Here is a 22,663-nt window from a genome sequence, read left to right as displayed (position 1 = left end):
GTCGCGTCTCGCAGGAGATGTGTTGCATACGCGTGACAGCGATCAAGGTCGTTCGGCGGGCCAGCAGTTCCATTTGTGTTGCATCCGGTTTGAGGCGGCATCCCGCCTGCGTACTTCTGACGAACAGCGCAACCGCTGGACGCCCTGACGGATTGCTGCTTTCAAGAAGTGCTCATAGTTGGCCGTATAATCGCCGGGGGTCGTCAGTGACCTGTCCGCTTCGAACTGCAGAACAAATTGGGCGTCAGGCGAGAAACTCTTTTAAAGATCCGACTTAATCTTTGCTATCGCCCAATCCCCACAACCAACCCCCGCAACTGCCCTAACAAACCCCCCTCATCGGCAAACGCCAAAGTAACAGGCAGCACCGCGACGCGGGCGGCGAAGGGGGCGGTGAGGCGGACGTGGTCCTTCTCGGTGGTGACGAGGTCGGCGCCGAGGCGGGTGGCTTCGGCCGCGAGGGTGGCTTCGTCGGCGGGGCCGTATGGGTGGTGGTCCGGGTAGGCGCGGGTCGCGACCAGGGTGGCGCCGGCCTCTTCGCAGGTTGCGAAGAACTTTTGGGGGCGGCCGATGCCCGCGAAGGCGAGGACGCGGCGGCCTGTCAGGTCGGCGCCGGGGACCAGGCGGGCGCGGTGGACCGGGAGGCCCCGGGCTTGCGCCGCCGCCGCCACGGCCTCGCCCCGGTCTCCGGTCCCGATCAGCACGAGGCCGTGGATGTGGGGCCATTGCCGGGCCAGGGGCACCCGCAGGGGGCCGGCCGGGAAGGGCCGCCCATTGCCGAGGCCGGCGCCGGCATCGACCACGGCGAGCGCCAGCGTCTTGGCCAGACTCGGGTTCTGCAGGCCGTCATCCATGACGATGACGTCGGCGCCGGCTCGGACGCAGAGGGCGGCCCCGGCCGGGCGGTCCCGCGACAGAATCGTCGGCGCGGCCCGGGCCAGGAGCCGGGGCTCGTCGCCGGTCTCTTCGGCCGTCTGGCTCGACGGATCGACCCGCACCGGCCCGGCGAGGCGCCCGCCATAGCCGCGGGTCAGGAAGGCCGGGTTCGCCCCGAGGGCGCGCAGGTGGGCGGCGAGCGCCAGGGCGGTGGGGGTCTTGCCGGCCCCGCCCAGGGTGAAGTTGCCGACGCAGAGGACGGGGCAGGGGGCTTTCGCGCCGGGCCGGTCCATGCGCGCGGCGGTGTGCCGGCCGTAGAGGGCGCTCAACGGCGCGAGCCACCGGGCGGCGGGATGGCCGGGGCCTGCGTCCCAGAAGGCGGGGGCGCGCATCAGCCGGCGCTCACGGGGCCGCCATCGCCCGGAGCGTCATCTGGGCGATGAAGGGATCGAGCACCGCCAGGGTGCGGGCGACGGCGCCCTCGAAGGGCTGGAGCGCGGCTTCCCCCGCCCGGCTCATCGCCGCGATGCGGGGGCCGTCGGCCAGGAGGGCGTCCAGGGTTTTCGCGAGGGCGTCGGCGTCGGTCACCGTCAGGGCGCCGCCGGCTTCGTCCAGGGCGGCATAGACCTGGGTGAAGTTGTGGATGTGCGGCCCGTGCAGCACGGCGGCCCGCAGGCGGGTCGGCTCGATCGGGTTCTGGCCGCCATGGGGCACCAGGGAGCCGCCGAGATAGACGATGCGGCCGAGGCGGTAGAACAGGCCGAGCTCGCCCAAGGTGTCGGCGACGTAGAGATCGACCCCGCCATGGGGGCGCCCGCCCTGCGAACGCCGGGCGCTGGTCAGGCCCTCGGCCCCCGCGCAGGCGGCGACGTCGCCGCCACGATGGGGATGGCGCGGCACCACGATGGTGAGGAGGCGCGGCCAGCGTTCCTTGAGGCGGGCATGGGCCCGGGCCGCCATGGCGTCCTCGCCCGGATGGGTGCTCGCCGCGACCCAGACCGGCCGGTCGCCGACGAGGTCGCGCAGGTGGGCGAGTTGCTGGCCGTCCGCCGGGGGCACCTCGGAATCGTATTTCAGGTTGCCGGCGATGCTGACCCGGGGGGCGCCGAGGCGGCGGAAGCGGTCGGCATCCGCGTCGGTCTGGGCAAGGCAGATCGCGATGCGGGCCAGCAGCGCCTCGGCGGTCCGGGGGGTGCGGGCCCAGCCCCGATACGAGCGCTCGGACATCCGTCCGTTGACCACGAGGAGGGGGATGCCGTGCCGGTGCAGGCCCAGCACCGTGTTCGGCCAGATCTCGGATTCGGCGACGAGGGCGAGGTCGGGCCGCCAATGGGCGAGGAATCGGTCCACCCAGCGCGGCGCGTCGAGGGGCATGTACTGGTGCACGGCCCCGGCGGGCAGGCGCCGCCCGATCAGGTCGGCGGCGCTGCGGGTGCCCGTCGTCACCAGCACCGAGAAGCCGCGGGCGATCATGCCGTCCACGAGGCCGACCAGGGACAGAGCCTCCCCGACGCTGGCCCCGTGCATCCAGACGAGGCGGCCCGTCGGCCGGGCCCGGCCCGGCAGGCCGCGCCGCTCGGCCAGGCGTCCGGCATCCTCCTTGCCCCGGCGGGCGCGCCAGCCGAGCAGCCCCACCAGCGCCGGCTCGCCGAGATAGAGACCGGTGCGGTAGGCCCGCAGGAGCGCCGTGAGGGGCGGGGCCTTCGCCATCGCCTTCACGCCGGTTCCCCGACCCGGCCGTCCGCCCCGACGCGGTCGGGATGGCCGACGCGGTCGTGGGGCCCGACCCGGTCGGGCCGGCCGACCAGGGTGTAGGCGCGGTCGTGGACGCGGTTCATCTCGGCCTCGAGCTGCCGGCGCAGGGCCTCCAGGGCCTCGGGCTCCACGTCCCGCGGCACGAAGACGGGCTCGCCGAACACCATCGCGCCCCGGCCGAAGGGCAGGCCGAGGCAGGCCCGGTCCCAGCTGTCGAAGCGCCAGTGCCGGCTCGTCACCACCGCCACGGGGATGATCGGCCGGCCGGAGAAGCGCGCCAGGGTGAGGATGCCGGCATCGGCCCGGCGCGAGACCTTCGGCACGTCGGCGCTGAAGGCCACGCTCTCGCCGTCCTTCAGGGCCCGCAGCATGGCGCGCAGGCCCTCGGCGCCGCCCTTGGCCCGGGCGTCCCGCAGGACGCGGCCGCGGGCGCCCGAGGCCCGGATCACCCGGACGCCCATGCGGGTGAGCGCGATGGTGTTGATGTTGCCGTCTGCCGACCGGGAGATGATCGTGGCGATCCGGTCGTGCGGCCGGCGCATGAACGAGATCATCGTGTGCTGGCCGTGCCACATGCCGGCGATGAAGGGGCTGTGCCCGTCGAGCCAGGCATCCGGCGCGGCCGGCTCCACCGTGAAGCGGTTGGTGCGCCGCACGAGGCGGAGGTAGCCGCCCGCGAGGATGCCGAGGACCTGCTGGACCGCCGGGGCGCGGCCGATGCGTTTGACGAGGCTCATCACGTCGCTTTCGCGTCGCCGACGGACCGGCGATGCCGTCGAGGAGGGGATGTCCGCGGAGCCGTCCCGCGCGGCGCGCCGGACGGGCAGGCGGCTGTCTAGCTCCGATCGCGCGGCCGGCGCAACGGCGCTGTGGCGGCCGAATCCGCCGTTTCGGGGGCGAAACCCGGCGCAGGGCGCTTGTTTGGAGTCGTTCCAAGCTATAGATTGGAATGAGTCCAAAGAGGAACGCGCTCCGAAGGGAGCCCATCAGGACAGGACGCGCGATGATGATGATCTCCCCCGCCCAGGGCGCCCCGGAGCCGATGGCCGCGATCGATGCCGCCGCGGCCGAGGCGCACCGCGCCTTCGTCCTGCGCTACGTCCAGCCGGGGCTCGCCGGGCTGATCGACGGCTCGGTCTCGACCCTGGCGCCGATCTTCGCCGCCGCCTTCGCCACCCACAGCAACGGCGCCACCTTCCTGGTGGGGCTCGCCGCCTCCATCGGCGCCGGGATCAGCATGGGCTTCACCGAGGCGCTCTCGGATGACGGGCAGATCACCGGGCGCGGAACACCCTGGATGCGCGGCCTCGTCTGCGGGGTGGTGACCACGGTGGGCGGCCTCGGCCACACGCTGCCCTACGCGATCCCCTCCACCTGGCCGAACGCCTTCGGCGTCGCGACGGCCCTGGCCATCCTGGTGGTGGTGGTGGAGCTGCTGGCGATCGCGGCGATCCGCACGCGCTACATGGCGACGCCGTTCTGGCGCGCGGCCCTGCAGGTCGTGCTCGGGGGCGCCCTGGTGCTCCTCGCCGGCATCGCCATCGGGAGCGCCTGAGGGACGGCGGGCGGATTCGGAAGGCGAGGGTTGACCCCCGGCCCCGGATGGGGCGATGCGGGGCGCGAAATCCCGATCATCGACCGCGCATTGGGGGATGATGTTCCGCCTCGCCCACCTGACCGACCCCCATGTGGGGCCGCTGACACGCCCGCGCCTGCGCCAGCTTCTGAGCAAGCGGGCCACCGGCTACGTGAACTGGCAGCGCGGCCGCAAGGACGCCCACGACATGGAGGTGCTGGCCGCCTTGGTGGCCGACCTCCAGGCGCAGGGGCACGACCACGTCGCCTGCACCGGCGACCTCTGCAACATCGGCCTGCCGAGCGAGTGGTCGACCGCGAAGGTCTTTCTGGAAGCCCTGGGGACGCCCGAGACCGTGAGCTTCGTGCCGGGCAACCACGACGCCTACGTGCGCGGCTCCCTCGAGGGCCTGCTCCTCGCCTGCGGCGCCTGGACGGCGGGCGACGACGGCACGCACGGGCATTTCCCGTACCTGCGCCGGCGCGGGCCGGTGGCCCTGATCGGCCTGTCCTCGGCGGTGCCGACGAAGCCCCTGATGGCGAGCGGCCGCCTCGGGCCGCAGCAGATCGCCGCCACCGAGGCCCTGCTGCGGACGCTGGGGGCCGAACCCGAGCCGCCCTTCCGCGTGGTGATGATCCACCACCCGTCGCATCCCGGCGGCACGTCGTCCGGGCGTGAACTGAAGGATTCGGGGGCGTTCACCGCCATGGTGGCTCATGCCGGGGCGGAGCTGATCCTGCACGGGCACAACCACGTCCGCAGCGTCGCGTTCGTGCCCGGGCCGGGGGGGACGTCGATTCCGGTGGTGGGGGCCGCCTCGGCCTCGGCCCGGGGCGATGCCCGGCATCACCGCGCGAGCTACCACCTTTACACGATCACGCGCCGCGCGACGGGCTACGCCGTCGCGGGCATCGAGCGGGGCCTGACCGAGTTCGGAACCATCGCGGATCTTGGCGCCCTTCCGCTGGCCCGCTCCTGAGGCGTCGCCGCCTCGGGATCTCAGGGCTCAGGCGTCCTCCAGCACCTTCGCCTGGGCGGCGAGGCTGGCCTCGTAGCGCTCCGCCTGCAGGCGGGTCAGGCCGCTGACGAGCACGGCCTCGCCCCGGTAGACCGTATAGGTGCCGTCATGCGTCGGCTTCACGCGAATCACGTTGGACATGGCTGTCACCCCGTCAAAAAAGGTTAGACGCGATATGATTTCGGCGGAGGGGAAACATTAACGGTCGGTTCAGACTACGCAAGTCCTCGGCGGCGCTAGACGCGACAAATCGATCCCGCGATGCAGCAAACATCTTGGTATATCAGTTCAGCGGACGAAATCCCCGAACCTTCTCAACGAATGGCTACGCTTGCGCCGCACCATGGTCTCCGGGGGAAGGCGGGGGCCCGCCGGGCTCGTTCCGGCCATCCTGGGCCGCCTCGGCCCCCACCGCGGGCGGACTCGACGCCGGACCTGATTCTTTTGAGGCGCGACGCCGCCGCCCGACCCTCAGGCGTCGCGCGACGGCCGGCCCGGGACTCGTCCGAGATTGGCCTGCAGGTAGTCGCTGATCTTGCGCAGGTAGGCTTCCAGGTCCTGGACCTCGCCCTCGGCGGAGCGGGCCCGCTCCCGCGCATCAAGGGCGGCCTGATCCGCATCTCGCCGCGCCATCTCGGCCTCGCGGACGCGCAGCTGGGCCTCGCGCATCCGGATCTCCAGTTCCATCGCCTGACGCCGCCAGGCGGACGCCTCGGCGCGGGCCCGATCCAGCTCGGCCTGCTGCTCGACCCGCTCCCGGTGGGTGAGGCGGATCAGGTCCCGCGCCTGGGCCGAGATCGTATCGACCCGCTCCTGCAGAGCCTGGATCGTCTCCATGCTGTGCTCGACCAGGCGCAGGGTCGTGGCGCCGAGTTCCGAGGTGGGCGTGATCGCCGGCACGGGCAACAGGGCAAGCGCCTGGCTGCCGCTCCGCACGGGGCTTTCCGTCTCGCGCGGGTCCGAGGCCTTGCCCCCGTGACGGACGGGCAGCCGGGCGATCGCGAGATCGATCACGGGCGACAGGACGGGGGAGGCGGCAGCGGACATAGGAGCGGCTGGGATGGGAGCGGCGGAGATGGGTGCAGCGGACATGGGGGCGGAGACCCGGACGGGAAAACGATCATGGTGACGGTCGTTGAACAGGGTCCCGGGCGGGCGGCGTGACCACGCGGGATGGATCCGCCACCGGCGCCCCGGCCCCTCACGGCGTTCCGACCTTGGCCGGGTTCGCCTCGTCCGCCGGCGCACGGCGGGTGAAGCCCTCCACCACGGCGTCGTGCAGGCGGGCCAGCCACTCCTCCGCCTCGTCCGCCCGGCGCTCGGCGAGGTCGGCGCGGGTCTGCGCGGCGGCGACCTGCGCCTCCAGGGCGGTGGCCCGCTCCAGGGCCCGCGCGACCGTGCGTTCCAGCTCCTGCTCCAGCTCCGCGGCCCGCTCCTCGCTGATGCGAATCGCGGCCGTGGCCTCGTGGATCAGATCGAGGGAGGCGGACCAGTCCCGCGTCCGGCCGGCATTGGCCGGAGCCGGAAGGGTCTCGTCCAGATGGGCCTGCTGAGCCGGCTCGGGCGCCCCCGGTCCGCGATGGGGGCTGGGCAGGCTGCGCATCAGCCAGGCTCCGGCGGAGGAGGTTTCTCGGTCGCGAAGCGCGGTCTCGGACATCTGGGCATCCCTGCGCGGGGTCTCCGCCGCGCCGTCTCTTGAAGGGGTGGAGGGGTCGGGTCGGCGAGGCTGGATCGGTCGGGTCGGGCGCTACTTCTCGGGCGGGGGCGAGAAGGGACGGACGTTGCTCGGCTCCGGCGGTGGCGCGGCCGGGGCCGGGGCCGGCTCGCTCCGCGCCCCCTCGTCCCCCGCGAAGCTGCGGGCCGAGCGACGCAGGGCCTCGTGCTGCTTCTGCAGGGCGACGCGGCTCTCGCGGGCGATGTCCAGGGCACCCTGCGCGAGCTTGCGCTCGGAACGCTCGTGCTGGAGCTCCTCGATCAGGCGGTGGTTCACGGTCTCGAAATCCGCACGCTCCACCTCCTGGCGGTGGACGAGGTGGTCGATGCGGTCGGACAGGCTGGAGACCCGGCCGAGGGCCTGTTCCAGGGCCGCATCCTTGGCCGCCATCGCCTTGGTCAGCATCTCGCAGCGGTGCTCGAATTCCGAGCGGGCCCGCTGCATCTCGAGGAAGCGCTCGTTCTGCCGGGCGAGGTCGACCTGGGCGCTCTCCAGCCGACGCTCCAGGGTGACGCGCTCGATGGAGGCCTCCTTGAGGCCGCGCTCGGCCGAGCGGCCGGCCTCGTCGCGCTCGCGGAGCTGCGTGCGGAGCTGGGCCAGCATCTGCTCGGTGTTGGCGAGCCGGCTCGTGGCGGCTTCCACCCGCATGGCGAGGCTCGCGCGCTCGGTGCGATGGTTCGCGACCTCGGCCTCGTACTGGGCCTCCGCCTTCTGGGCGGCGGCGATCTCCGCCGCCAGCTGCTGTTCGACGTTGTGCAGGGCGACGCGGCCGGACTCGGCCTGGCCCTCGAACTCCTGGGCGCGGGCGCTCAGTTCCGCGAGCTGGGCCGCCTGGGCCTCGCTCAGGTTCTGGAGCCGGAGGTTGTCACGGTCGAGGGCGTGCCGGCTCTCGCGCAGGTCCTGCAGCTCGCTGTCGGACCGGGCCAGCGCCTGGTCGAGGGCCTTGGCCTCCACCCGCAGCGCCTTGCTCTCGCCCTGCAGGGCCCGGCTCTGCTCGGTCTCGGCGAAGAGGCGCCGCTCCAGGTTCTCGGCCTGCAGGGTCTTGTCGCGCAGGGCGATCCGCACCTCCTCGGCCGCCGCGTCGCGGGCCTGGAGGCTGGTCTCGAGGTGGTGCAGCTGGATCTTGGCAGCCGCCACGTCGTTGGTCGCCGCGGCGAGGCGTCCGGTGGCGTCGGCGAGATCGCGCCGGAGGGTGGCCGCGTTGCCCTGCTCCATCGCCAGAAGGGTCTCGAGCTCCGCCGTCCGGACCTTGGCCCGCGGAAGCTCCTCGGTGATCGCCACGATCGGCACCAGGAGGGCGGAGAAATCCGCCTGGAGCGACTTCAGGTCGTCGAGGCGCTCGGACATTTCCGCCACGCGGAACCGCAGGCTCTCGTTGTGCTGCCCGAGGGAATCCAGCGAAAGGTCTTCACTGTCCAGTAGCGGCTCCGTCGTCTCCGCCTCATCGGCAATACGGATAAAAGGCACATCCTGTATTGGAGAACGAAGCAATGCATCGGTCTGCTGTGAAGACGGCGCCTTGCTTTCACTTGCGGTCAATTTGCGGAGCGAAAGCCAGCTCATTTCTGCGATCCAATCTCGTGGCGGACAACCCACGACCAGGATTCAACAAGGTTGCAATTTCCTGCCCCTGTCAATCACGCCAAACGCGTCCTGTTAGCAAATTCTTAACGTATGGCTTTTGTAGCGCAGCGGCGCCTGATCCGTCGCGTTGCTGGGCTCAGCTTGACAAGCGTGGCGGTCGACTTGCGGTTCGGACGGCCGATTGCAGCATTGCGGCGTGCAATCTCGTCCGTCATCCCTCCCGCAAGCGTGAAAACGCGCTGGGGATGGCGCTCCCCACCCGCGACGCGTCAATCCGGCCCGGCGTCGCGTGCCGTCCCGACATGATCGGGCGGCGTCCCGTCCCCGGCCTGGCGAAAGTCGCCCCAGGCGTCCCGGGCGCCGCGCCATGCCATCAGGTGGAGGAGCGGAAGCCGCACCTCGACGACGAGGTCATCGTCGAGCAGGCCGGGGACGATCTCCGAGGTGGCGTCCGGAAACCGGGCGAGGACCGCCGCCTGAATCCGTCGCAGGCGCGGCAGCTGGTCCGCCGTGGGCTCGACGAGGATGTGCTTGATGATCCGGATCATGCCCGCTCATCGCATGGCGCGGGCGCGGCCGTCAGCCGGACAGCTTGTCCTATCGCGGCCGGGCAAGGGCCCTGTCTCGTCCGACGCCCGGCGGCAGCGGAATGGCGCGCTCGATCCTCCGACGCTCCCGTTACTCCGAAGCTCCTGGCCGCGGTCCCCCCGGGATTCGCACCGCGTCCAGGCCGCGCCGGCGACGAGGACGGTTCGCAATGCCGCGGGATCGATCCGGAATTTCGCAGTGCTCGGGGGTGCCCAGTGTTTGCCCGTAGCCTTTTCACGCCGGACGAAATGTCCGGTTTTCGACATTTCCCAATACCCGATTGAAGACTTCACATTCGACCGCTAACATTTACAAAATTAAGATCTACGTAAGTGCTGTCATCGGCCGGAACGCGTGGGTGAAAACTGCATGACCCGGACGGACAATTCGCCCCCACGTTTGCCCAATCCCTTCACGCGAAAGCTCGAAAGCTTCGTGGAATTATCGGAGGCAGACCGGGCGATTCTGGAGCGGATCAGCGCGGAGCGGCGCAGCCTCGAAGCGCACACGCCCCTGGTGCGCGAGGGTGACAAGCCGGACGGTCTCTGGCTGATCCTGGACGGGATGGCGTGCCGCCAGAAGGCGCGGGCGAGCGGCCGCCGTCAGATCCTGGCGTTCCTGCTGCCCGGTGACCTCTGCGCGCTGGATGTCTCCCTCCTGGAGCGGATGGACCACAGCATCGTCACCCTGTCGCCCTGCAAGGCGGTTCACCTCGCAGCCGAGACCGTCGCGGAGATCCTGGACACCGTCCCGGCCTTGGCCTGCGCCCTGAGCCTCAGCACGCTCGTGGACGAGGCGACCCTGCGTGAGTGGATGGTCAATCTCGGCTGCCAGCCGGGCGTGAAGCGGATCGCCCACCTCTTCTGCGAACTCTATGTCCGCCAGCAGCGGGTGGGGCGGACGACCGGGACCAGCTGCGCGCTGCCCGTGACCCAGGCCGATCTCGCGGACGCGACCGGCCTCTCGAACGTCCACGTCAACCGGGTGCTGCAGGATCTGCGCGGCAACGGGCGCATCGGACTCCGGGACCGGCGCCTCACCATTCCCGACCTCGCCGCCCTGTCCGCCTTCGCCGAGTTCGACGCCGCCTACCTGCGCATGGACGCGGAGGCGGAGACGCGCGCCATCCGGCGGATTCCGGCCCATTGCCTCAACGCCATGGCCGCCCATGGCCTCGGCGCGCAGGCCCCGCATTCGAATTGACGGGAACCGACCGCGCGCGAAGGCTTGGGACAGCCGGCGTGTTTCGGAATGTCGAGGGGGAGTGCTTGGCGCGCCCACGGGGAATCGAACCCCGGTCTGATCCGTGAGAGGGATAGGACACAGTCTTTCTAAGAAATATGAGAACGCTATCCCGCTGTGGCACTGGCGTTATCTCGTCACCTCTCTCATAGTTCGTTCTGACCTCAGTGTGAGACGATCTGTGAGACGCGGTATGGCTCAGCCTTCGACGATCGACAGCGCCGCCAAGCGTGCGAAGCTGCTGCCGAACAAGAACCCCTATTGGCAGGGTGTGTCCGGTGGGCGCGGAGGCGTTTCCCTGGGATACCGACGGTCCGCGCGCGGGCCCGGATCCTGGGTCGCGAAGATCGTTCTGGACGGCAAGCGGGTAGAAGAACGTCTCGGAGCAGCCGACGATGCCGGTGCCGAAAGTGAATCAATCAGCTTCCCGGCTGCCGTTACGGCGTCCTTGGCTTGGGCCAGAGCACAGATCGCTCGAATCGGGAGCGAGGGCCAGGAGGCGGGAGCCGCCACCGCGCCGACGGTACGGACTGCGGTCGAAGCCTACATCGCAGATCGAGCGAAGCGGCAGTCGAAGGGCGACATCGGAACGGCTGGGCGTCTGCGAAAGCACGTGCTCGCCGATGAGCGATTCGCCGCCCTTGAGATGTCCAAGCTGACGGCCCGCGCGATCCAGGCTTGGCGGGAGCGTTTCACGAAGGACTATGCGCAGACGAGCGTGAACCGGCTGCTCAATGATCTGCGGGCAGCCCTGAACGCCGCGATCGATGCGAACCGGCAAGCGATCCCAGCCACTGTCGCGGCCGAGGTCAGATCCGGGACGAAGGCACTCTCGGCCGATGCAAACGCTCGCAAGCAGGTTCTACCGGACGCAGCGATTCGCAAGCTCATCGAAGCCGCCTTCGATATCGATTCGACCGGTGATTTCGGGCGGCTGATCCTGGTCATGGCTGCCACGGGGGCTCGGTTCTCGCAGGTCGAGCGCCTGACTGTATCGGACGTTCAGGCCGCTCGCTGCCGCATCATGGTCCCCCCGTCCCGGAAGGGTCGCGCTGCCAAGAAGCCGACGCCGATCGCGGTGCCGGTCGGCGCCGACGTCATCGATCGACTTCAACCCGTGATCTCAAACCGCCGCGGAGATGAGCCGCTGCTGCTGCGCTGGATCAGCAAGCAGGTCGGCCCCGTCGAATGGGAGCGCGTCGAGCGTCGGCCCTGGGGCTCATCGTTCGTGCCCGCCCGCCAATGGGCCAAGGCTCGCGATGTTGCGGGCCTGCCAGCTGACACGGTCATGCTGTGCCTGCGGCATAGCTCGATCGTCCGGGCGTTGAGCGTCAACGTTCCGGTGCGGCTGGTCGCGGCGCTGCATGATACCAGCGTGGGAATGATCGAGCAGCACTACTCGGCCTACATCGTCGACGCGACGGAAGAGCTCGCGCGCCGGGCCGTGACACCACTAGCACCGATCGAGGCGACCCCGCTGCGCCCGGTTTCCGGAGTTGCAGCATGACCTCGTCACCTCAATCGCCTGGCCCTCGAGAAAGGCGGCCGAAGCGAGTTATCAAACGCGAGCAGTTCGAGGGGTGGGTACTGCCAAAGATGGTTCAGCATCCGCAGACCGGTGAATGGATGCGTCCGTTCGGCCCCAAACGGCTGATCGTAAAGCCTAAGAAGGGGCGCCCAACACTACCTACAAATATAGCCATCTCGCGTCTCATCGGCGCGGAAGTCGCCAAACGAAAAATGGATCCCATGGCGAGATGCCCGAAAAGCGAGTTGGCTGCTCGTCTGGCGACGGAGCACGTTGCGAAACCGAAGCTCCGTCACGTCGAGAAGATTGCTCGATGGCTGCGTGCACCTACTCGCGGCCCTGAGCCCTGGTCATAAGTCGCGGATACGGAAAGCTTTTTTGGCCTGCATTTCCTGCCGCTTCATTTGCTGGCTGTTGTGTCTGTCGTGTCTGACAATGCCATCAGACAAATCAGACGGATGCCAGACATGCCTCGCCAGCAAGCAGCCAAAATTGAACGCCCATCCAAGCGCGCCGAGACGCTCGCATGGGACCGTCGACCGCACATGCAGATGGCTTTGGCCTCGGAGGTCAGCGGCGTATCCCCGGCGACGCTCTACAGCCTGGCCGCGGAGGGCAGGCTGCAACTGTTCAAGCTGGCGGGTCGGACGCTGGTCGACACCGAGAGCCTCAAGGCCCTCATCGCCAGCCGGCAGGTCTGGACGCCAGAGACCCATCGGGGCGCCGCTGCTCGAGCCAAGCGTTCCGAGGCTGCCCGCGCCGCGTTACGATGAGGGCGAGGTCAATGAACAAGCTCTGGCCCTACGCCCGCCCGGTCAACGGCCGACTGGAGAGAGGGTGGCATCCGGCCCCTGATCTCGCGGCCGGCAACGCACAATTCTTCGACCCCGACCCCGCCTGCGTGATCCAGCTTCGGCCGTTAATACGAGCCGAGGTGCCGGCCTTGAACTTGAGCAATCCGCCGAACGGGTTGCTCTACGCCCGGACCCAAGACGGCTCGGAGTTCGCTGCCTTCATCAGGCTACCGCAAGGGCAGCTCAAGAACGACCGCGCCAGCATCATGAACGCGATCGAGTGCGTTGGCCGGGTCGACCTAGCCTGTGCCATCTACCTGCGCGAGCTCGCGGCCCGGACGCGCTGGCCGCGGCCGGCAACACAATCGTGGACAGGCTGAACCCTCCACCACACCCGCCAAGATCGCCCCTGCCAGAGACCCGTCACAAAACGCGAAACGGCGGCTCGCCCGCACCACCGGGGAACCGCCGCTCTCGCAATTCGGAAACTCAAATCGAGCGCTTGTTCAGGGCCGCTCGGCAGGACAACGTCATGGACAGCCAGAATATAGATCCCCAGGGTCAGCCTGTACAGTTAGGCAATACGCCTCAACTGGATACGTCCGGTCTCATCGGCGCTCCGGCCGAACCCAAGCCTGCCATCAACCCGTTCGCGAGGCTGTGGGCCCTCGGCTATCGCCGCCTCGTCCCCATCGTCCCGCCTCTGGCCGAGCTCTCACCTACCTCATCTCTCGCCAAGCACCCAAAGTGCCGCGGTAAAGCCGTCGGCATCTGCAGTCCCGCGGGCAAATGGTTTGGATTTAATTGGCATCAGAACGAGACTGTCGAGGCCGACTGCGAGCGCTGGTGCGCCATGGGCGCCGGCGTCGGCATGAAGACGGGCCAGGGCCTCGTCGCCCTGGATATCGACACCCTGGATGAGACCTGGTCGTCTCGTGTCGAGGCCTTTGCGATCGAGATGCTCGGCGCAGGCCCGCGGCGCGTGGGCCGGGCCCCGAAGGTTCTCTTGCCACTCCGGATCGTCGAAGCCGATATCCAGAAGGTGGCCTACCGGGCCGTCCTGTTCAACGACAGCACCGACTTTCCGCCTGGTAAGGATCCGCGCGTCGAGCTTCTCTGCGCCGGTCGGCAGTTCGTCATGGGCGGCATCCACCCGGATACGATGGAGCCCTATCGCTGGCCGCTCGGCGTTCCGCACTACGATGCGCTCCCGGTCGTTACGGCTCAGCAAGTCGACGCGTTCTTCAAGGCCTTGGCGGCCATGCTGCCGGCGGCCAAGGCGCCGCGTTCTGGCAAGGTGGTAGATCGCACGGGCATCGACCAGTCGGCCCTGCGGAGCACGGAGGACGAGGTCGCGCGTCTCGTTGCTATGATCCCCAACCAGGAGCCGGACTACGAGAGCTACCGCAACATGGCGGCTGCGATCCGCGGAGCGCTCCAGGACGACATCGAAGCCGGCCTCGACATCTATCAGGACTGGTGCGGCCGCTGGACGCTCGGGCGTCCAAACCCTGACTTCGACGAGCGCGTGTTCCGCAGCCTGACGCCGCCGTTCGCGCTCGGGATCGATACACTTCGAGGTCTCGCAGCTTCGGCCACGGGGGAGAACCAGATGCCGGCCGAGCGCTTCTTCGAACCTGTGCCGGAGGGGTCTGTAGACACCTCAGCGTTCTCGGATCCTGGTGCTGCGCCAGAGAAGGAGCGAGCCGCCACCAACGACACCTTCGACCTGCTTGGCATCGATGGCCTCCTGCTGATGTCGGACCCGAAATACCTGATCGGCCGGCACCTGCCCGAGAACGCTCTTGGCTTCCTCTACGGCGACCCAGGCACCGGCAAGAGCTTCATCGCCCTGGATTGGGCGCTCCACATCGCGTTCGGATTAGAGACCTGGCACGGCGACTCGATCAACGCGCCACCCGATGCGCACGTCGTCTACATAGCGGGCGAAGGCGTGGCAGGCCTCAAGTCTCGTGTTCAGGCCTGGATGCACCGGCACGCTGTGGGGAATGCACGCGGGCGGTTCTCGCTGCTCGCCCACAGCGTCGACCTGATGAACCAAGATCAGCTTCAGAAGCTGGCGCGCACGATCCGTGCTGGGGCCCCGGGTACCGTCCTCGTCGTGGTCGACACGGTCTCGCGCTCGATGCCGGGAGCGGACGAGAACCAGCAGAAAGAGATGACGCGCTTCGTCCAGGCCTGCGACGTGATCCGTAGTGAGTTTCAGTGTGTCGTGCTCGGCGTCCACCACGCCGCGAGGCAGGGCGGCAACATGCGAGGCTCGACGGTCCTGGGCGCGGCCGGCGACTTCACCTTCAAGCTTGAACGGAAGCCCTCCGCGGTCGCTGGCAAGCTGACATGCGAGAAGCAGAAGGACGCTCCCGACGGCTGGAACGAGCCCTATCGCTTCGACACCGTGGCATATCCAGGCGGGACCAGCCTCGTTCCGACAAGATGTCTGACCGCCGACGGCGACGGCGCTCCCGTGCCGGCGGCGCAGGAGAAGCAGATCCTAGAAGCCATCGATGAGGCGTGGCGATCAGGCGAGCCGTGGGGCCAGGGCCCCCAATCTCGGGACCGATATGCTGCCACTCAGCTCGTGAAGGGCTTCGGCTTCGAGACGGGGCGTGCGCAGGAGCTGATCCGGACCCTGGAGGATCAAGGGCTGATCGCTGTCGAGATGGTCGACAAGAGGTACAAGAAAACCGGGTATCGGCGGCTCGCCTCAAGCTCCGCACCCGTTGCCAGCGGCAATGTCTTTGACTGAAATCTTGCGGAGCAGGATTTTCATTCCGCGGAGCAGTCCCGCTAAGTAATTGATATCATTGGGCGGAGCATGTTCTGCGGAGCTATTGCGGAGCTGCGGCGGAACTGCGGAGCAGTGCTTGTAAGTCATTGAAATTGTTGGCGGAGGTTGGCGGAGCAGAAACTGCGGAACTGCGGAGCAAGCCTTACTACGTATTCGGTGGCGTCGGCCGCTCCGCTCCGGCCTTCGGGCCGCCCGCCACCTCTCGTTCGTTTGTAGTTGGCGTTGCATGGTTACGAGTCAACAAGAAGATTTAATGACAAGTTGTCGGAGGGAACGCCGACGAACGGAGACGCCTGATACTTGCGAAAATGGGCCGGTCTATTAAGATACCTCACGATGTTTACGCTTTCTGAGGGGCCATGCCGCGCCACGCTTGCTCACACCCTGGCTGGAGTAAATCGCCTGAGTGGCGTGCCATCGCCCGGGAGGCGATCCTGAAGCACCATGAGACCCGGCATTTGCTGCCTCGGTGTGGTGCCAAGCGTAAATCGACGGGCGAGCCCTGTCAGTGCCTGCCCATGCGCGGTCGGACCCGTTGCCGACTGCACGGTGGGGCAACCCCAAAAGGGGCAGGCCCGACTGGCTGGCACACACCAGCCTTTCCAGGCGGAATGGCCACCGGCAAGCCGCGCAGCGACGCCTACAAGCAGCGTCGGCGCTGGAAGGCGATCGCCCGGATCGAGGACATGATGCCCGAGCAGCGCGCCCGCTACGACGCCTGGCAGGCCTCACACGCCCCCGGCAGCCCCGGAAAGCGCCAGCGCCGCCGCCAGGACCGCGACGCTGCCCAGTGGCTCCAGGCGCTCCTGCAGGAGCCAGCCGCGCCACCCGCGCCACCCGCGCCACCAAAGATCCGCAAGCCCAAGCCCCTCACTGCCGAGCGGGCGATCCGCGACCGCATCGGCGTCTTCGCGTAGGAGAACGACCATGGCGAGACCTAGACCCGCAGCAGTGAACTCGGACGTCCTGAAGCAGGTCCGCGGCCGGGCACGCACTGAAGGCCTCCCTGCGGCCTTAGAGGCGGTCCTACATACCTGCAGGAACGAGAAGGCTCGTCCTTCCGAGCGCATCGACGCCGCGAACCTGATCTGCCGCATGAGCGGCATCTTCGAGGGCGCTGGCGAGGACGATCGAGACGAGAAGCCGCTGTCGACCATGACGCGAGCGGAGCTCGTCGCCAGGGCCGAGCAGGCGCGGCGAGTGCTGGCCGACCTAGACGACGAGGTCGAGCAGGCCGATGGTGTTTTCGACTGAGGTGTTCCCCATTACCGACTGCTGAGCCGAATGCGTCAGGCGCATATCGTCAAGATGTCGGTGAAACGGTCGTTTTTCCTACAGGTTCGGTGCCCGTCCAAGCGCGGCTCAAATCCAGGCGCAATGCGTCGGGAAACCGTGTCGGGTTTTCATGTGGCCGGTAAACGGTCTTCCGAACCCTGACATGATCGGACATCTCGGCACGCTGGGAGCCGCCCAGTGAGGCGCTGTTCGGGCTTGAGATGATGCTAGCGCCAGCGCGAGGGCATCACGAGGTTCCCTAGCGCGTCGGCTTGGCCAAGTGGCGCAAAACTGCGGGCCCTCGATGCTTCAGCCACATGAGGCGGACACGTCGACGTTCTGGCGCATCTAGATCCTCGTTCGGGTTCGGCGGCTTGGTGCCCCGCTTCTTGCGCTTTCGCTTCTCCCACCGCGCGTAGGCGATCTCCGCCTCCTCGCGCTGCAGCTTGACGAAGTCGCGGTCCAGGATCAGCACGGGGCGCCCTGGGATGAAGGCGAGGCGGCCGGCGGCGCGCAGCTTCCGGATCTTGGCCACGGAGCATTTGAGCTCGGCAGCGACCTCTGCCTCTGTCCGGAGGTTTTCGCTGACGCTCATTTCGCCTCCAGCACCTTCTGAGGCTGCCGGGGTGCCTTCGCAAAGCGTTTCGGCGAGGCCAGCAGGTCGACGTTGAGCTTGAGCCAGTCGGCGTAGAACAAGACCGCGCCGCGCACATCGCTGCGCCCGGTGCTGGCGCGGGCGGATCGACGGTCTTTCACCCAATGGACATAGTAATTACCGTTGTCGTGACGTCTGAGTTTGGGGAGGATCATGGCGCACCTCAAAATGGGCGCACAAAAATCGAGCCAAAGCACAATAGATGTCAATATACTTATTTGTCTGATCTTTGTCTGATTTAAAAATGTCTATCAGACAAAAACGGGCGCCCTTCCGGGCGCCCTGATTAATAACGGAGCCTTGTATTGGCTCCAGTTGTACGGTTCGTTAGGCGGAAGCAGCCTGTTGGCCTGTTCCTGAGGTCCGAGGCTTGAAGGCGACGATATCAGCACCGCCGGCATTGAGATTGAGACGTAAGACAGGTTCCGGTCTCGGGTGTCGACGCTCACGGATGCGGGCGATACGTTCCGCCCGATCAGCAGCTAAGATCTTGTCACAGCGGGCTAGTACCGGCTCCGGAGCAATGCGGGCGTAGGCAGGGCCCTCTAGTTCCGACCGAGCCCAGCGGCGCTCCTGGACAGACGCCGAAACGGTCGGCTGGTGTGCCTGGTGGTATTCTGTGGCAGCCCTGAAGAACATGTGGAGAGCCTGCAACTCGTCGGGCAAAGCCCGATAGTAAGCCATGAACGCGGCTTTGCTGGTGCGTGCCATTGGTGAGGTTTCCTGGTGAGCCGTTTTCGAGGCGGCATGCGGTCCAGGGTTCGAAAACCGCACCAGACGGCCCTCACGTCTTTGGGCTTGCGCCTTGGACATGCACGTGAGGACCCTGGACCGTTGGTCGTTCTACAGCCTAACCGGGCGCTGCAGGAACGGCTGGTGATGCGGGCTTTCGAGACCCGACATCAAAGTAAGGTACAAGTTGTCGGAAGGTCAACCGGGCAAGCGCACTTGGGCCGCTTTTTCCGCAACCAGGGAATTTCCGGGGCTCATGTGGCTGGTTCGGATGGCCGTTTTGGGCAGTTGCGCCCACCGTGCGCCCAACCTTCGGCCTAAGTGTATGTGTTTGTTATCGTTAGATAGTCGTAAGAGGACTGTCCGGCCAGCTCGGGCACGATCGCACCCCCTCAGGCTCTGGAGAGGTGGCCCACCCCCGGGGTACGGGGCGGCGCCGCGCGCGGGAACGCCGACACCCTCGCGTAGGAAAATTCTGTCTTGAAATTCTTTGGTACAAGTTGTCGGAACGCCCTGCCTGCCAACAAGACTTGCCACGCCTCCAGGCAGGCGGGCGAAAAAGTCGTGTTTTTCTTCCTCCGAAAGTAGAAAGCCGTTGGCGATCGCATAAATTTGCGCTACAACCAGGCCTGCTCGATCGACGCGGCATTCGGGCTGCCGCATCCGTTCTCCGAGGCGAAGCCGCCTAGGAGTGTGAAGCTCAAACACTGAACCAGGCCCGCTTTACGCGGCCTGCGCGCCTGATGCGGCGCCAAGGTTCATGAGCCGCGGGATACCGATCGTGAGCACCAGCGCCAAACCTCTGATCCCGAACGGCCATGTGTTGTGGCACTTCCGGCACGCTGCCGCGTCCGGGGTATCGGCTGAGCAGCACGTCTGGCACCTCGAGCTCGGGATGAGCGGCCTGCTCGACCTGCCGCGCACTGAAGTAATCCCAGCGGATCAGCGCACCGCCTTCGATGCCGCCCTCGGCGATGCGCGCCGGTTCAGTGAACGCCTTCTCCCGTGCCGATATCCGGCCGAGCAGATCGCCACCGGCTACCGAGCTGCGCACGGCGTCGTCGCTCTTGCTGCCGCGCCGGCCCACGATCGACACCGGATGGACCCTGTTGGCGCATGCAGGAACGCTCTGACCTGCTTCCGCGCCGACCTCGGCAACATGCGCCGCTGGAACACCCTGGCCGAGCGGGCCCCCGGCGTGGCCCTCGACGTGCTGCTGCCCCCGCTGTCCGAGCCTTCGCCGAACGAGGCGTGCCAAGTCCTCCCCTTTCCGTATTCCAAGCTCTGAGGGGTCATCCATGCCTCACGACCCGCCCATTGCCGCCAGGATCCTCCGCGCATTCGAGCGCGCCGCCTCCGAGCCGGATCCGATTTTCCCGTTCTGCGAAGGCTTTGCTTTGATCCACCGCCACTACGGCGCTGGGGTACTCACGCCGGAGATGCGGCGCGAGATCACCGATGCCTTGTGGCAGGCCGAGATAGCCCTTCGACCGGAGCTTCCGGCGCTGTTCACAGAGGACCGGCTGCGAAAAGGGGTCGAGGCCTTCTACGTCCTCGCCTGCGCTTGGGCTGAGCCTATCGGTGCGCCCATGCGAGAGAGCGCCGAAGTCGAGCTCACCCGCCTGAGCGTACGCATCGTGGCGAACGACCTCGACAGCATCTGCGCAAGCATCGAGCTCATGCGCGGCAGCGCAACGCGCCCGCCAGTGCCCATGGCGGCGCAACCGTCAGCCAGCACCTTGTTGAACTGAGAGGCGACCGACATGAGCAAGAAGGACGGCGGCGCCAGCAAGGCGGCCAACCAGGCCAAGGCCGACGAGGCCGCGCGTCAGGCGACCGTTCGCCAGGGCACGCAAGCCGTCAACGACACCTTCAGCCAGTTCAACGATCCCTACTTCGAGAAGCAGCGGACGAACTACCTGAACTTCGCGCTGCCGCAGCTCGACGATCAGTACGGCAAGGCGCAGAAGACCCTGACCTACGCCCTCGCGCGGGACGGCAACCTCAACTCGTCGGCGCAGGCCTACCAGAACGCCGAGCTGCAGAAGACCTACGACACGCAGCGCCTGTCGATCGCCGACCAGGGCCAGAACTTCGCCAATCAGGCCCGGTCCAGCGTCGAGGATGCCCGCGGCAACCTGATCTCGACGCTGAACGCCACGGGCGATGCTACGCAGGCAGCGCAGTCTGCCGCGGCGCGCGCCGGCGCTCTCTCGGCCCCGCAGGGCTACAGCCCGATCGGCGACGCCTTCGGTGCGATCCTCAACGGTGTTGCGGTCAGCGCGCAGAACAGCCGGGCCCAAGCCCTACTGTCGGGCAAGCCGATCTCGAACGCCGGCCTCTTCGGCTCAACTGCCAACGCAGTAAAGACGACAGCATGACCACTTCTCATCCCGTTCTCAACATCAGCGCGATGGACGCGTACCGGTGCGCGGTCGACTTTTTTGGCGCCGTACCTGCCTCCCAGGAAGCTATCCTGCCGTTCGTGTCCGGCATGCGCGCGGTCTGCTTCGGTGTCGAAGCCGGAGCGCTGCCGGAAGACGAGGGAGCGTACCTTGCCGCCCTGATTGATGCCGCTCGGCCCGTCCTGATGCGCATCGCTAACGAACATGCCTCCGATGAGGCTCGGCAGGCCAGCCCGTACTTCTGGACCCTCTACCCTCGCGCTGTGCTCGCACATACGCAGCAGACTTTGGCCCTCGTGAAGGCCTGGGCCACTCCGCTCGACGCCCGTGGCACCTGGCACCCGGGATACCTTGATGGGCACTGCGCCTTCATGCGCCTCCAAGCCAATATGCTCGAAAACGTCGTGTGGTCGGAGCGCGCCTACTGCGGCGTCTTCAATCAACCCGAGCCGATCCGAGAGCAGGCCGAAGGCCTCGTAATCGACAACTGGAGCACGCCCGATGCCGCTGTACCGCACGCGCGCACCTGTCATTAATCTTGACGACGGTCTCTCGGCGATCGGCAAGGCCTTCGCGCCGCCGACGCCGCAAGAAGTCGCCGTCATGCAGCGGGGCCAGGAGGCGGCGCGCAAGGCGACGTCGATCGAGGCCATCCGCAACGGGTCTCGGAATATGGGAGACTTCTTCGGTTCGGATGTCGCTGACCCGGTCAGACAGTATGCGATCGCCGACCTGTATGGCCGGTCTCAAGCACCGGGTGCACGGCCGCAGGATCTGGACACGTCCAACTTTGCGATCCACGGCAATGCCGGCAACACCTTCGCCGGTTTGGACGTCAACAACCGAGCGTCGATGGCTCGGACGCAGGTCGAGCAGCAGGGCCAGACGATCCGAGAGCTCCTTAAGCCGGTTGGGAAGGGTGACAGCCGTTTCGTCCCGCCTACAGTCGCCAGCGCCTTCGGTACGGCGCCGATCCAGACGGGTGTCGTGCAACTCTCGCCAGGTGAGCAGGCGAACCTGCCGGACGGACGAGTGCTGTCCGGTGTGGAGAAGCCGATGACCAAGGCAGAGGTCGAAGGCGGCATCTTACAGCGCCAGCCTTCGGACGTTCAGGACGCAGCGGTGCTCAGCGGCATCCCTGTCGAGACCGTCATGACTTCGGAGGGAGCGAAGATCCTGTACCGGAACAACGCAGTCGGTAAGGCGCCAGCGCCCGACGCCGCGGCCAAGCCCGAGCTGCGTAACTACAAGGCCGGCGACCGCACCGGCACCGCCCGCTATGACGCGAGCCAGGGGTGGGTCGACGCGCAGACGGGCGAGAAGCTGCCGGCGAACATCACCACGTTCACGTCGCAGCTTTCCGGCACCGCCGACGAGACCGGGCTCGGCTCGACCGCCAAGAACAACGTCGAGCAGAGCCTGGTCGACGCCGCCAACGTCGAGAGCACCGCCAAGGCGCTCGGGGGGCTGATCGACGCGAACCCAGCGTCTCAGGGCATCATGGGGCTGGTGCGGGGTGCCGGGCAGGACATCGCTGCGGTCGCGCGCGAAGGCGGCAAGCTGTTCAGCCCGGCCTTCCAACAGATGCAGAAAGACATCGCTCAGGGCGTTGTCGATCCGGAGATCGCGGCGCAGATGCAGACCTACGACCCCAGCATTCCGCAGATCAGGCTCTACGAGATGCTCCTGGCGGGTCAGGTCGCGAAGATGATCGACCCCAATGGGCGGATCTCGAACGACCGCATGAAGCAGGTCACGGAGAGCCTCGGCGGCGCCGGCTGGCTTTCGAACGCGGATCGCACCAAGGCCTCGCTCGCCGCAGTCCAGAATATGGTCAAGAACCGTCGGGACATGCTGCGGGGCACCGCGCCGGAGGCCGCCGCCATCGGTCAGACTTCTCCGTCGCTGCCGCCCGCGGCAGCCGCAACGCCTCCTCCTCCTCCGTCCGGATCGGGCGAGGGCACGATCATCGAGAACGACGCCGGGCAGCGCATGGTCAAGCGTGGCGGCAAGTGGGAGCCCCTGTAATGGACGATCTGCCGCCCGGCTTCCGTGTCGTCCAGCAGTCCGGATCCGATGATCTGCCGCCTGGCTTTCGGGTGGTGCAGCCGG

23 protein-coding genes and 2 pseudogenes are annotated in these 22,663 nt (G+C 67.6%); 15 read left to right on the top strand and 10 right to left on the bottom strand.

Features of this window, described 5'->3' with window-relative positions:
- Positions 1 to 284: 284 nt before the first annotated feature.
- Genes lpxK through ASF41_RS18935 form a run of 3 tightly spaced genes read right to left on the bottom strand, consistent with a single transcriptional unit; the run spans position 285 to position 3,368 of the window.
- Complete coding sequence (lpxK, locus tag ASF41_RS18945; protein WP_056495903.1) at positions 285 to 1,268, bottom strand: tetraacyldisaccharide 4'-kinase; 984 nt, start codon at positions 1,266 to 1,268, stop codon at positions 285 to 287.
- A 10-nt stretch (positions 1,269 to 1,278) separates the two neighbouring features.
- Positions 1,279 to 2,586, bottom strand: coding sequence for a 3-deoxy-D-manno-octulosonic acid transferase (locus ASF41_RS18940; protein ID WP_056351636.1), 1,308 nt, complete (start codon positions 2,584 to 2,586; stop codon positions 1,279 to 1,281).
- A gap of 5 nt (positions 2,587 to 2,591) precedes the next feature.
- Entirely contained in the window at positions 2,592 to 3,368 is a 777-nt protein-coding gene (locus tag ASF41_RS18935; protein ID WP_056495899.1) for a lysophospholipid acyltransferase family protein, read from the bottom strand.
- Between the two features lie 317 nt (positions 3,369 to 3,685).
- Between ASF41_RS18935 and ASF41_RS18930 the strand changes: the two are divergent.
- Positions 3,686 to 4,186: pseudogene (locus ASF41_RS18930) on the top strand (VIT1/CCC1 transporter family protein); the annotation flags it as partial.
- Positions 4,187 to 4,286: 100 nt separating this feature from the next.
- Positions 4,287 to 5,186, top strand: a complete 900-nt coding sequence (locus ASF41_RS18925) for a metallophosphoesterase (protein ID WP_056496076.1) — start codon at positions 4,287 to 4,289, stop codon at positions 5,184 to 5,186.
- Between the two features lie 27 nt (positions 5,187 to 5,213).
- On the opposite strand, the gene ASF41_RS25725 is transcribed toward ASF41_RS18925, so the two are convergent.
- From ASF41_RS25725 to ASF41_RS18905, 5 genes are all read right to left on the bottom strand, one after another.
- Positions 5,214 to 5,366: a hypothetical protein gene (locus ASF41_RS25725; protein WP_200917569.1), complete on the bottom strand. Its 153-nt coding sequence runs from the start codon at positions 5,364 to 5,366 to the stop codon at positions 5,214 to 5,216.
- Positions 5,367 to 5,696: 330 nt separating this feature from the next.
- Entirely contained in the window at positions 5,697 to 6,272 is a 576-nt protein-coding gene (locus ASF41_RS18920; protein WP_056495897.1) for a hypothetical protein, read from the bottom strand.
- Between the two features lie 154 nt (positions 6,273 to 6,426).
- Positions 6,427 to 6,882 (bottom strand): hypothetical protein, encoded by a 456-nt coding sequence (locus ASF41_RS18915; protein WP_056213714.1) that lies wholly within the window; start codon positions 6,880 to 6,882, stop codon positions 6,427 to 6,429.
- Between the two features lie 90 nt (positions 6,883 to 6,972).
- Entirely contained in the window at positions 6,973 to 8,502 is a 1,530-nt protein-coding gene (locus ASF41_RS18910; RefSeq protein ID WP_280138152.1) for a chromosome partitioning protein ParA, read from the bottom strand.
- 290 nt (positions 8,503 to 8,792) lie between these two features.
- On the bottom strand, positions 8,793 to 9,071 hold the full coding sequence (locus tag ASF41_RS18905; RefSeq protein WP_056495891.1) for a hypothetical protein: 279 nt from the start codon (positions 9,069 to 9,071) through the stop codon (positions 8,793 to 8,795).
- A 409-nt stretch (positions 9,072 to 9,480) separates the two neighbouring features.
- Here ASF41_RS18905 and ASF41_RS18900 point away from each other — a divergent pair, with 409 nt between their 5' ends.
- The 8 genes and pseudogenes from ASF41_RS18900 (at position 9,481) to ASF41_RS25200 (ending at position 16,738) form a co-directional block, all read left to right on the top strand.
- On the top strand, positions 9,481 to 10,314 hold the full coding sequence (locus tag ASF41_RS18900) for a Crp/Fnr family transcriptional regulator (protein ID WP_082487404.1): 834 nt from the start codon (positions 9,481 to 9,483) through the stop codon (positions 10,312 to 10,314).
- 232 nt (positions 10,315 to 10,546) lie between these two features.
- Positions 10,547 to 11,860: a site-specific integrase gene (locus ASF41_RS18895; protein ID WP_056495888.1), complete on the top strand. Its 1,314-nt coding sequence runs from the start codon at positions 10,547 to 10,549 to the stop codon at positions 11,858 to 11,860.
- Positions 11,861 to 12,426: 566 nt separating this feature from the next.
- Positions 12,427 to 12,654 (top strand): DNA-binding protein, encoded by a 228-nt coding sequence (locus ASF41_RS18890; protein WP_056495885.1) that lies wholly within the window; start codon positions 12,427 to 12,429, stop codon positions 12,652 to 12,654.
- Between the two features lie 11 nt (positions 12,655 to 12,665).
- Positions 12,666 to 13,055, top strand: a complete 390-nt coding sequence (locus tag ASF41_RS18885; RefSeq protein ID WP_056495884.1) for a hypothetical protein — start codon at positions 12,666 to 12,668, stop codon at positions 13,053 to 13,055.
- A gap of 152 nt (positions 13,056 to 13,207) precedes the next feature.
- Positions 13,208 to 15,442 (top strand): AAA family ATPase, encoded by a 2,235-nt coding sequence (locus ASF41_RS18880; protein ID WP_156653373.1) that lies wholly within the window; start codon positions 13,208 to 13,210, stop codon positions 15,440 to 15,442.
- 401 nt (positions 15,443 to 15,843) lie between these two features.
- Positions 15,844 to 16,032: pseudogene (locus ASF41_RS26710) on the top strand (hypothetical protein); the annotation flags it as partial.
- A 63-nt stretch (positions 16,033 to 16,095) separates the two neighbouring features.
- Positions 16,096 to 16,401 carry a hypothetical protein gene (locus tag ASF41_RS18875; RefSeq protein WP_056495871.1) on the top strand — a complete coding sequence of 102 codons (306 nt, stop codon included), beginning with the start codon at positions 16,096 to 16,098 and terminating at the stop codon, positions 16,399 to 16,401.
- A 178-nt stretch (positions 16,402 to 16,579) separates the two neighbouring features.
- Positions 16,580 to 16,738 (top strand): hypothetical protein, encoded by a 159-nt coding sequence (locus tag ASF41_RS25200; RefSeq protein ID WP_156653372.1) that lies wholly within the window; start codon positions 16,580 to 16,582, stop codon positions 16,736 to 16,738.
- 280 nt (positions 16,739 to 17,018) lie between these two features.
- Here ASF41_RS25200 and ASF41_RS18865 read toward each other — a convergent pair whose 3' ends face one another.
- On the bottom strand, positions 17,019 to 17,294 hold the full coding sequence (locus ASF41_RS18865; RefSeq protein ID WP_210166995.1) for a hypothetical protein: 276 nt from the start codon (positions 17,292 to 17,294) through the stop codon (positions 17,019 to 17,021).
- Between the two features lie 56 nt (positions 17,295 to 17,350).
- A complete protein-coding gene (locus tag ASF41_RS25195) occupies positions 17,351 to 17,569 on the bottom strand; it encodes a hypothetical protein (RefSeq protein ID WP_156653371.1) in 219 nt (72 codons plus the stop codon).
- A 1,358-nt stretch (positions 17,570 to 18,927) separates the two neighbouring features.
- Between ASF41_RS25195 and ASF41_RS18860 the strand changes: the two genes are divergently transcribed.
- Genes ASF41_RS18860 through ASF41_RS18840 form a run of 5 tightly spaced genes read left to right on the top strand, consistent with a single transcriptional unit; the run spans position 18,928 to position 22,579 of the window.
- Positions 18,928 to 19,434, top strand: coding sequence for a hypothetical protein (locus tag ASF41_RS18860; RefSeq protein ID WP_156653370.1), 507 nt, complete (start codon positions 18,928 to 18,930; stop codon positions 19,432 to 19,434).
- A 10-nt stretch (positions 19,435 to 19,444) separates the two neighbouring features.
- Positions 19,445 to 19,897, top strand: coding sequence for a hypothetical protein (locus ASF41_RS18855; protein WP_056495859.1), 453 nt, complete (start codon positions 19,445 to 19,447; stop codon positions 19,895 to 19,897).
- A gap of 12 nt (positions 19,898 to 19,909) precedes the next feature.
- The gene (locus ASF41_RS18850) at positions 19,910 to 20,527 is read left to right on the top strand and encodes a hypothetical protein (RefSeq protein WP_056495856.1); all 618 of its coding nucleotides are present in this window, start codon (positions 19,910 to 19,912) and stop codon (positions 20,525 to 20,527) included.
- A complete protein-coding gene (locus ASF41_RS18845) occupies positions 20,524 to 21,087 on the top strand; it encodes a hypothetical protein (protein WP_056495853.1) in 564 nt (187 codons plus the stop codon). Before ASF41_RS18850 ends, ASF41_RS18845 begins: the two co-directional genes overlap by 4 nt.
- The gene (locus tag ASF41_RS18840) at positions 21,053 to 22,579 is read left to right on the top strand and encodes a hypothetical protein (RefSeq protein WP_056495850.1); all 1,527 of its coding nucleotides are present in this window, start codon (positions 21,053 to 21,055) and stop codon (positions 22,577 to 22,579) included. The genes ASF41_RS18845 and ASF41_RS18840 overlap by 35 nt, the downstream gene beginning before the upstream one ends.
- Positions 22,580 to 22,663 lie beyond the last annotated feature (84 nt).

Source organism: Methylobacterium sp. Leaf111 (genome assembly GCF_001423285.1).
Taxonomy (GTDB): Bacteria; Pseudomonadota; Alphaproteobacteria; order Rhizobiales; family Beijerinckiaceae; genus Methylobacterium.
Note: the sequence above shows the minus strand (reverse complement) of the source record. Positions and strands in the feature narration are given on the sequence as shown.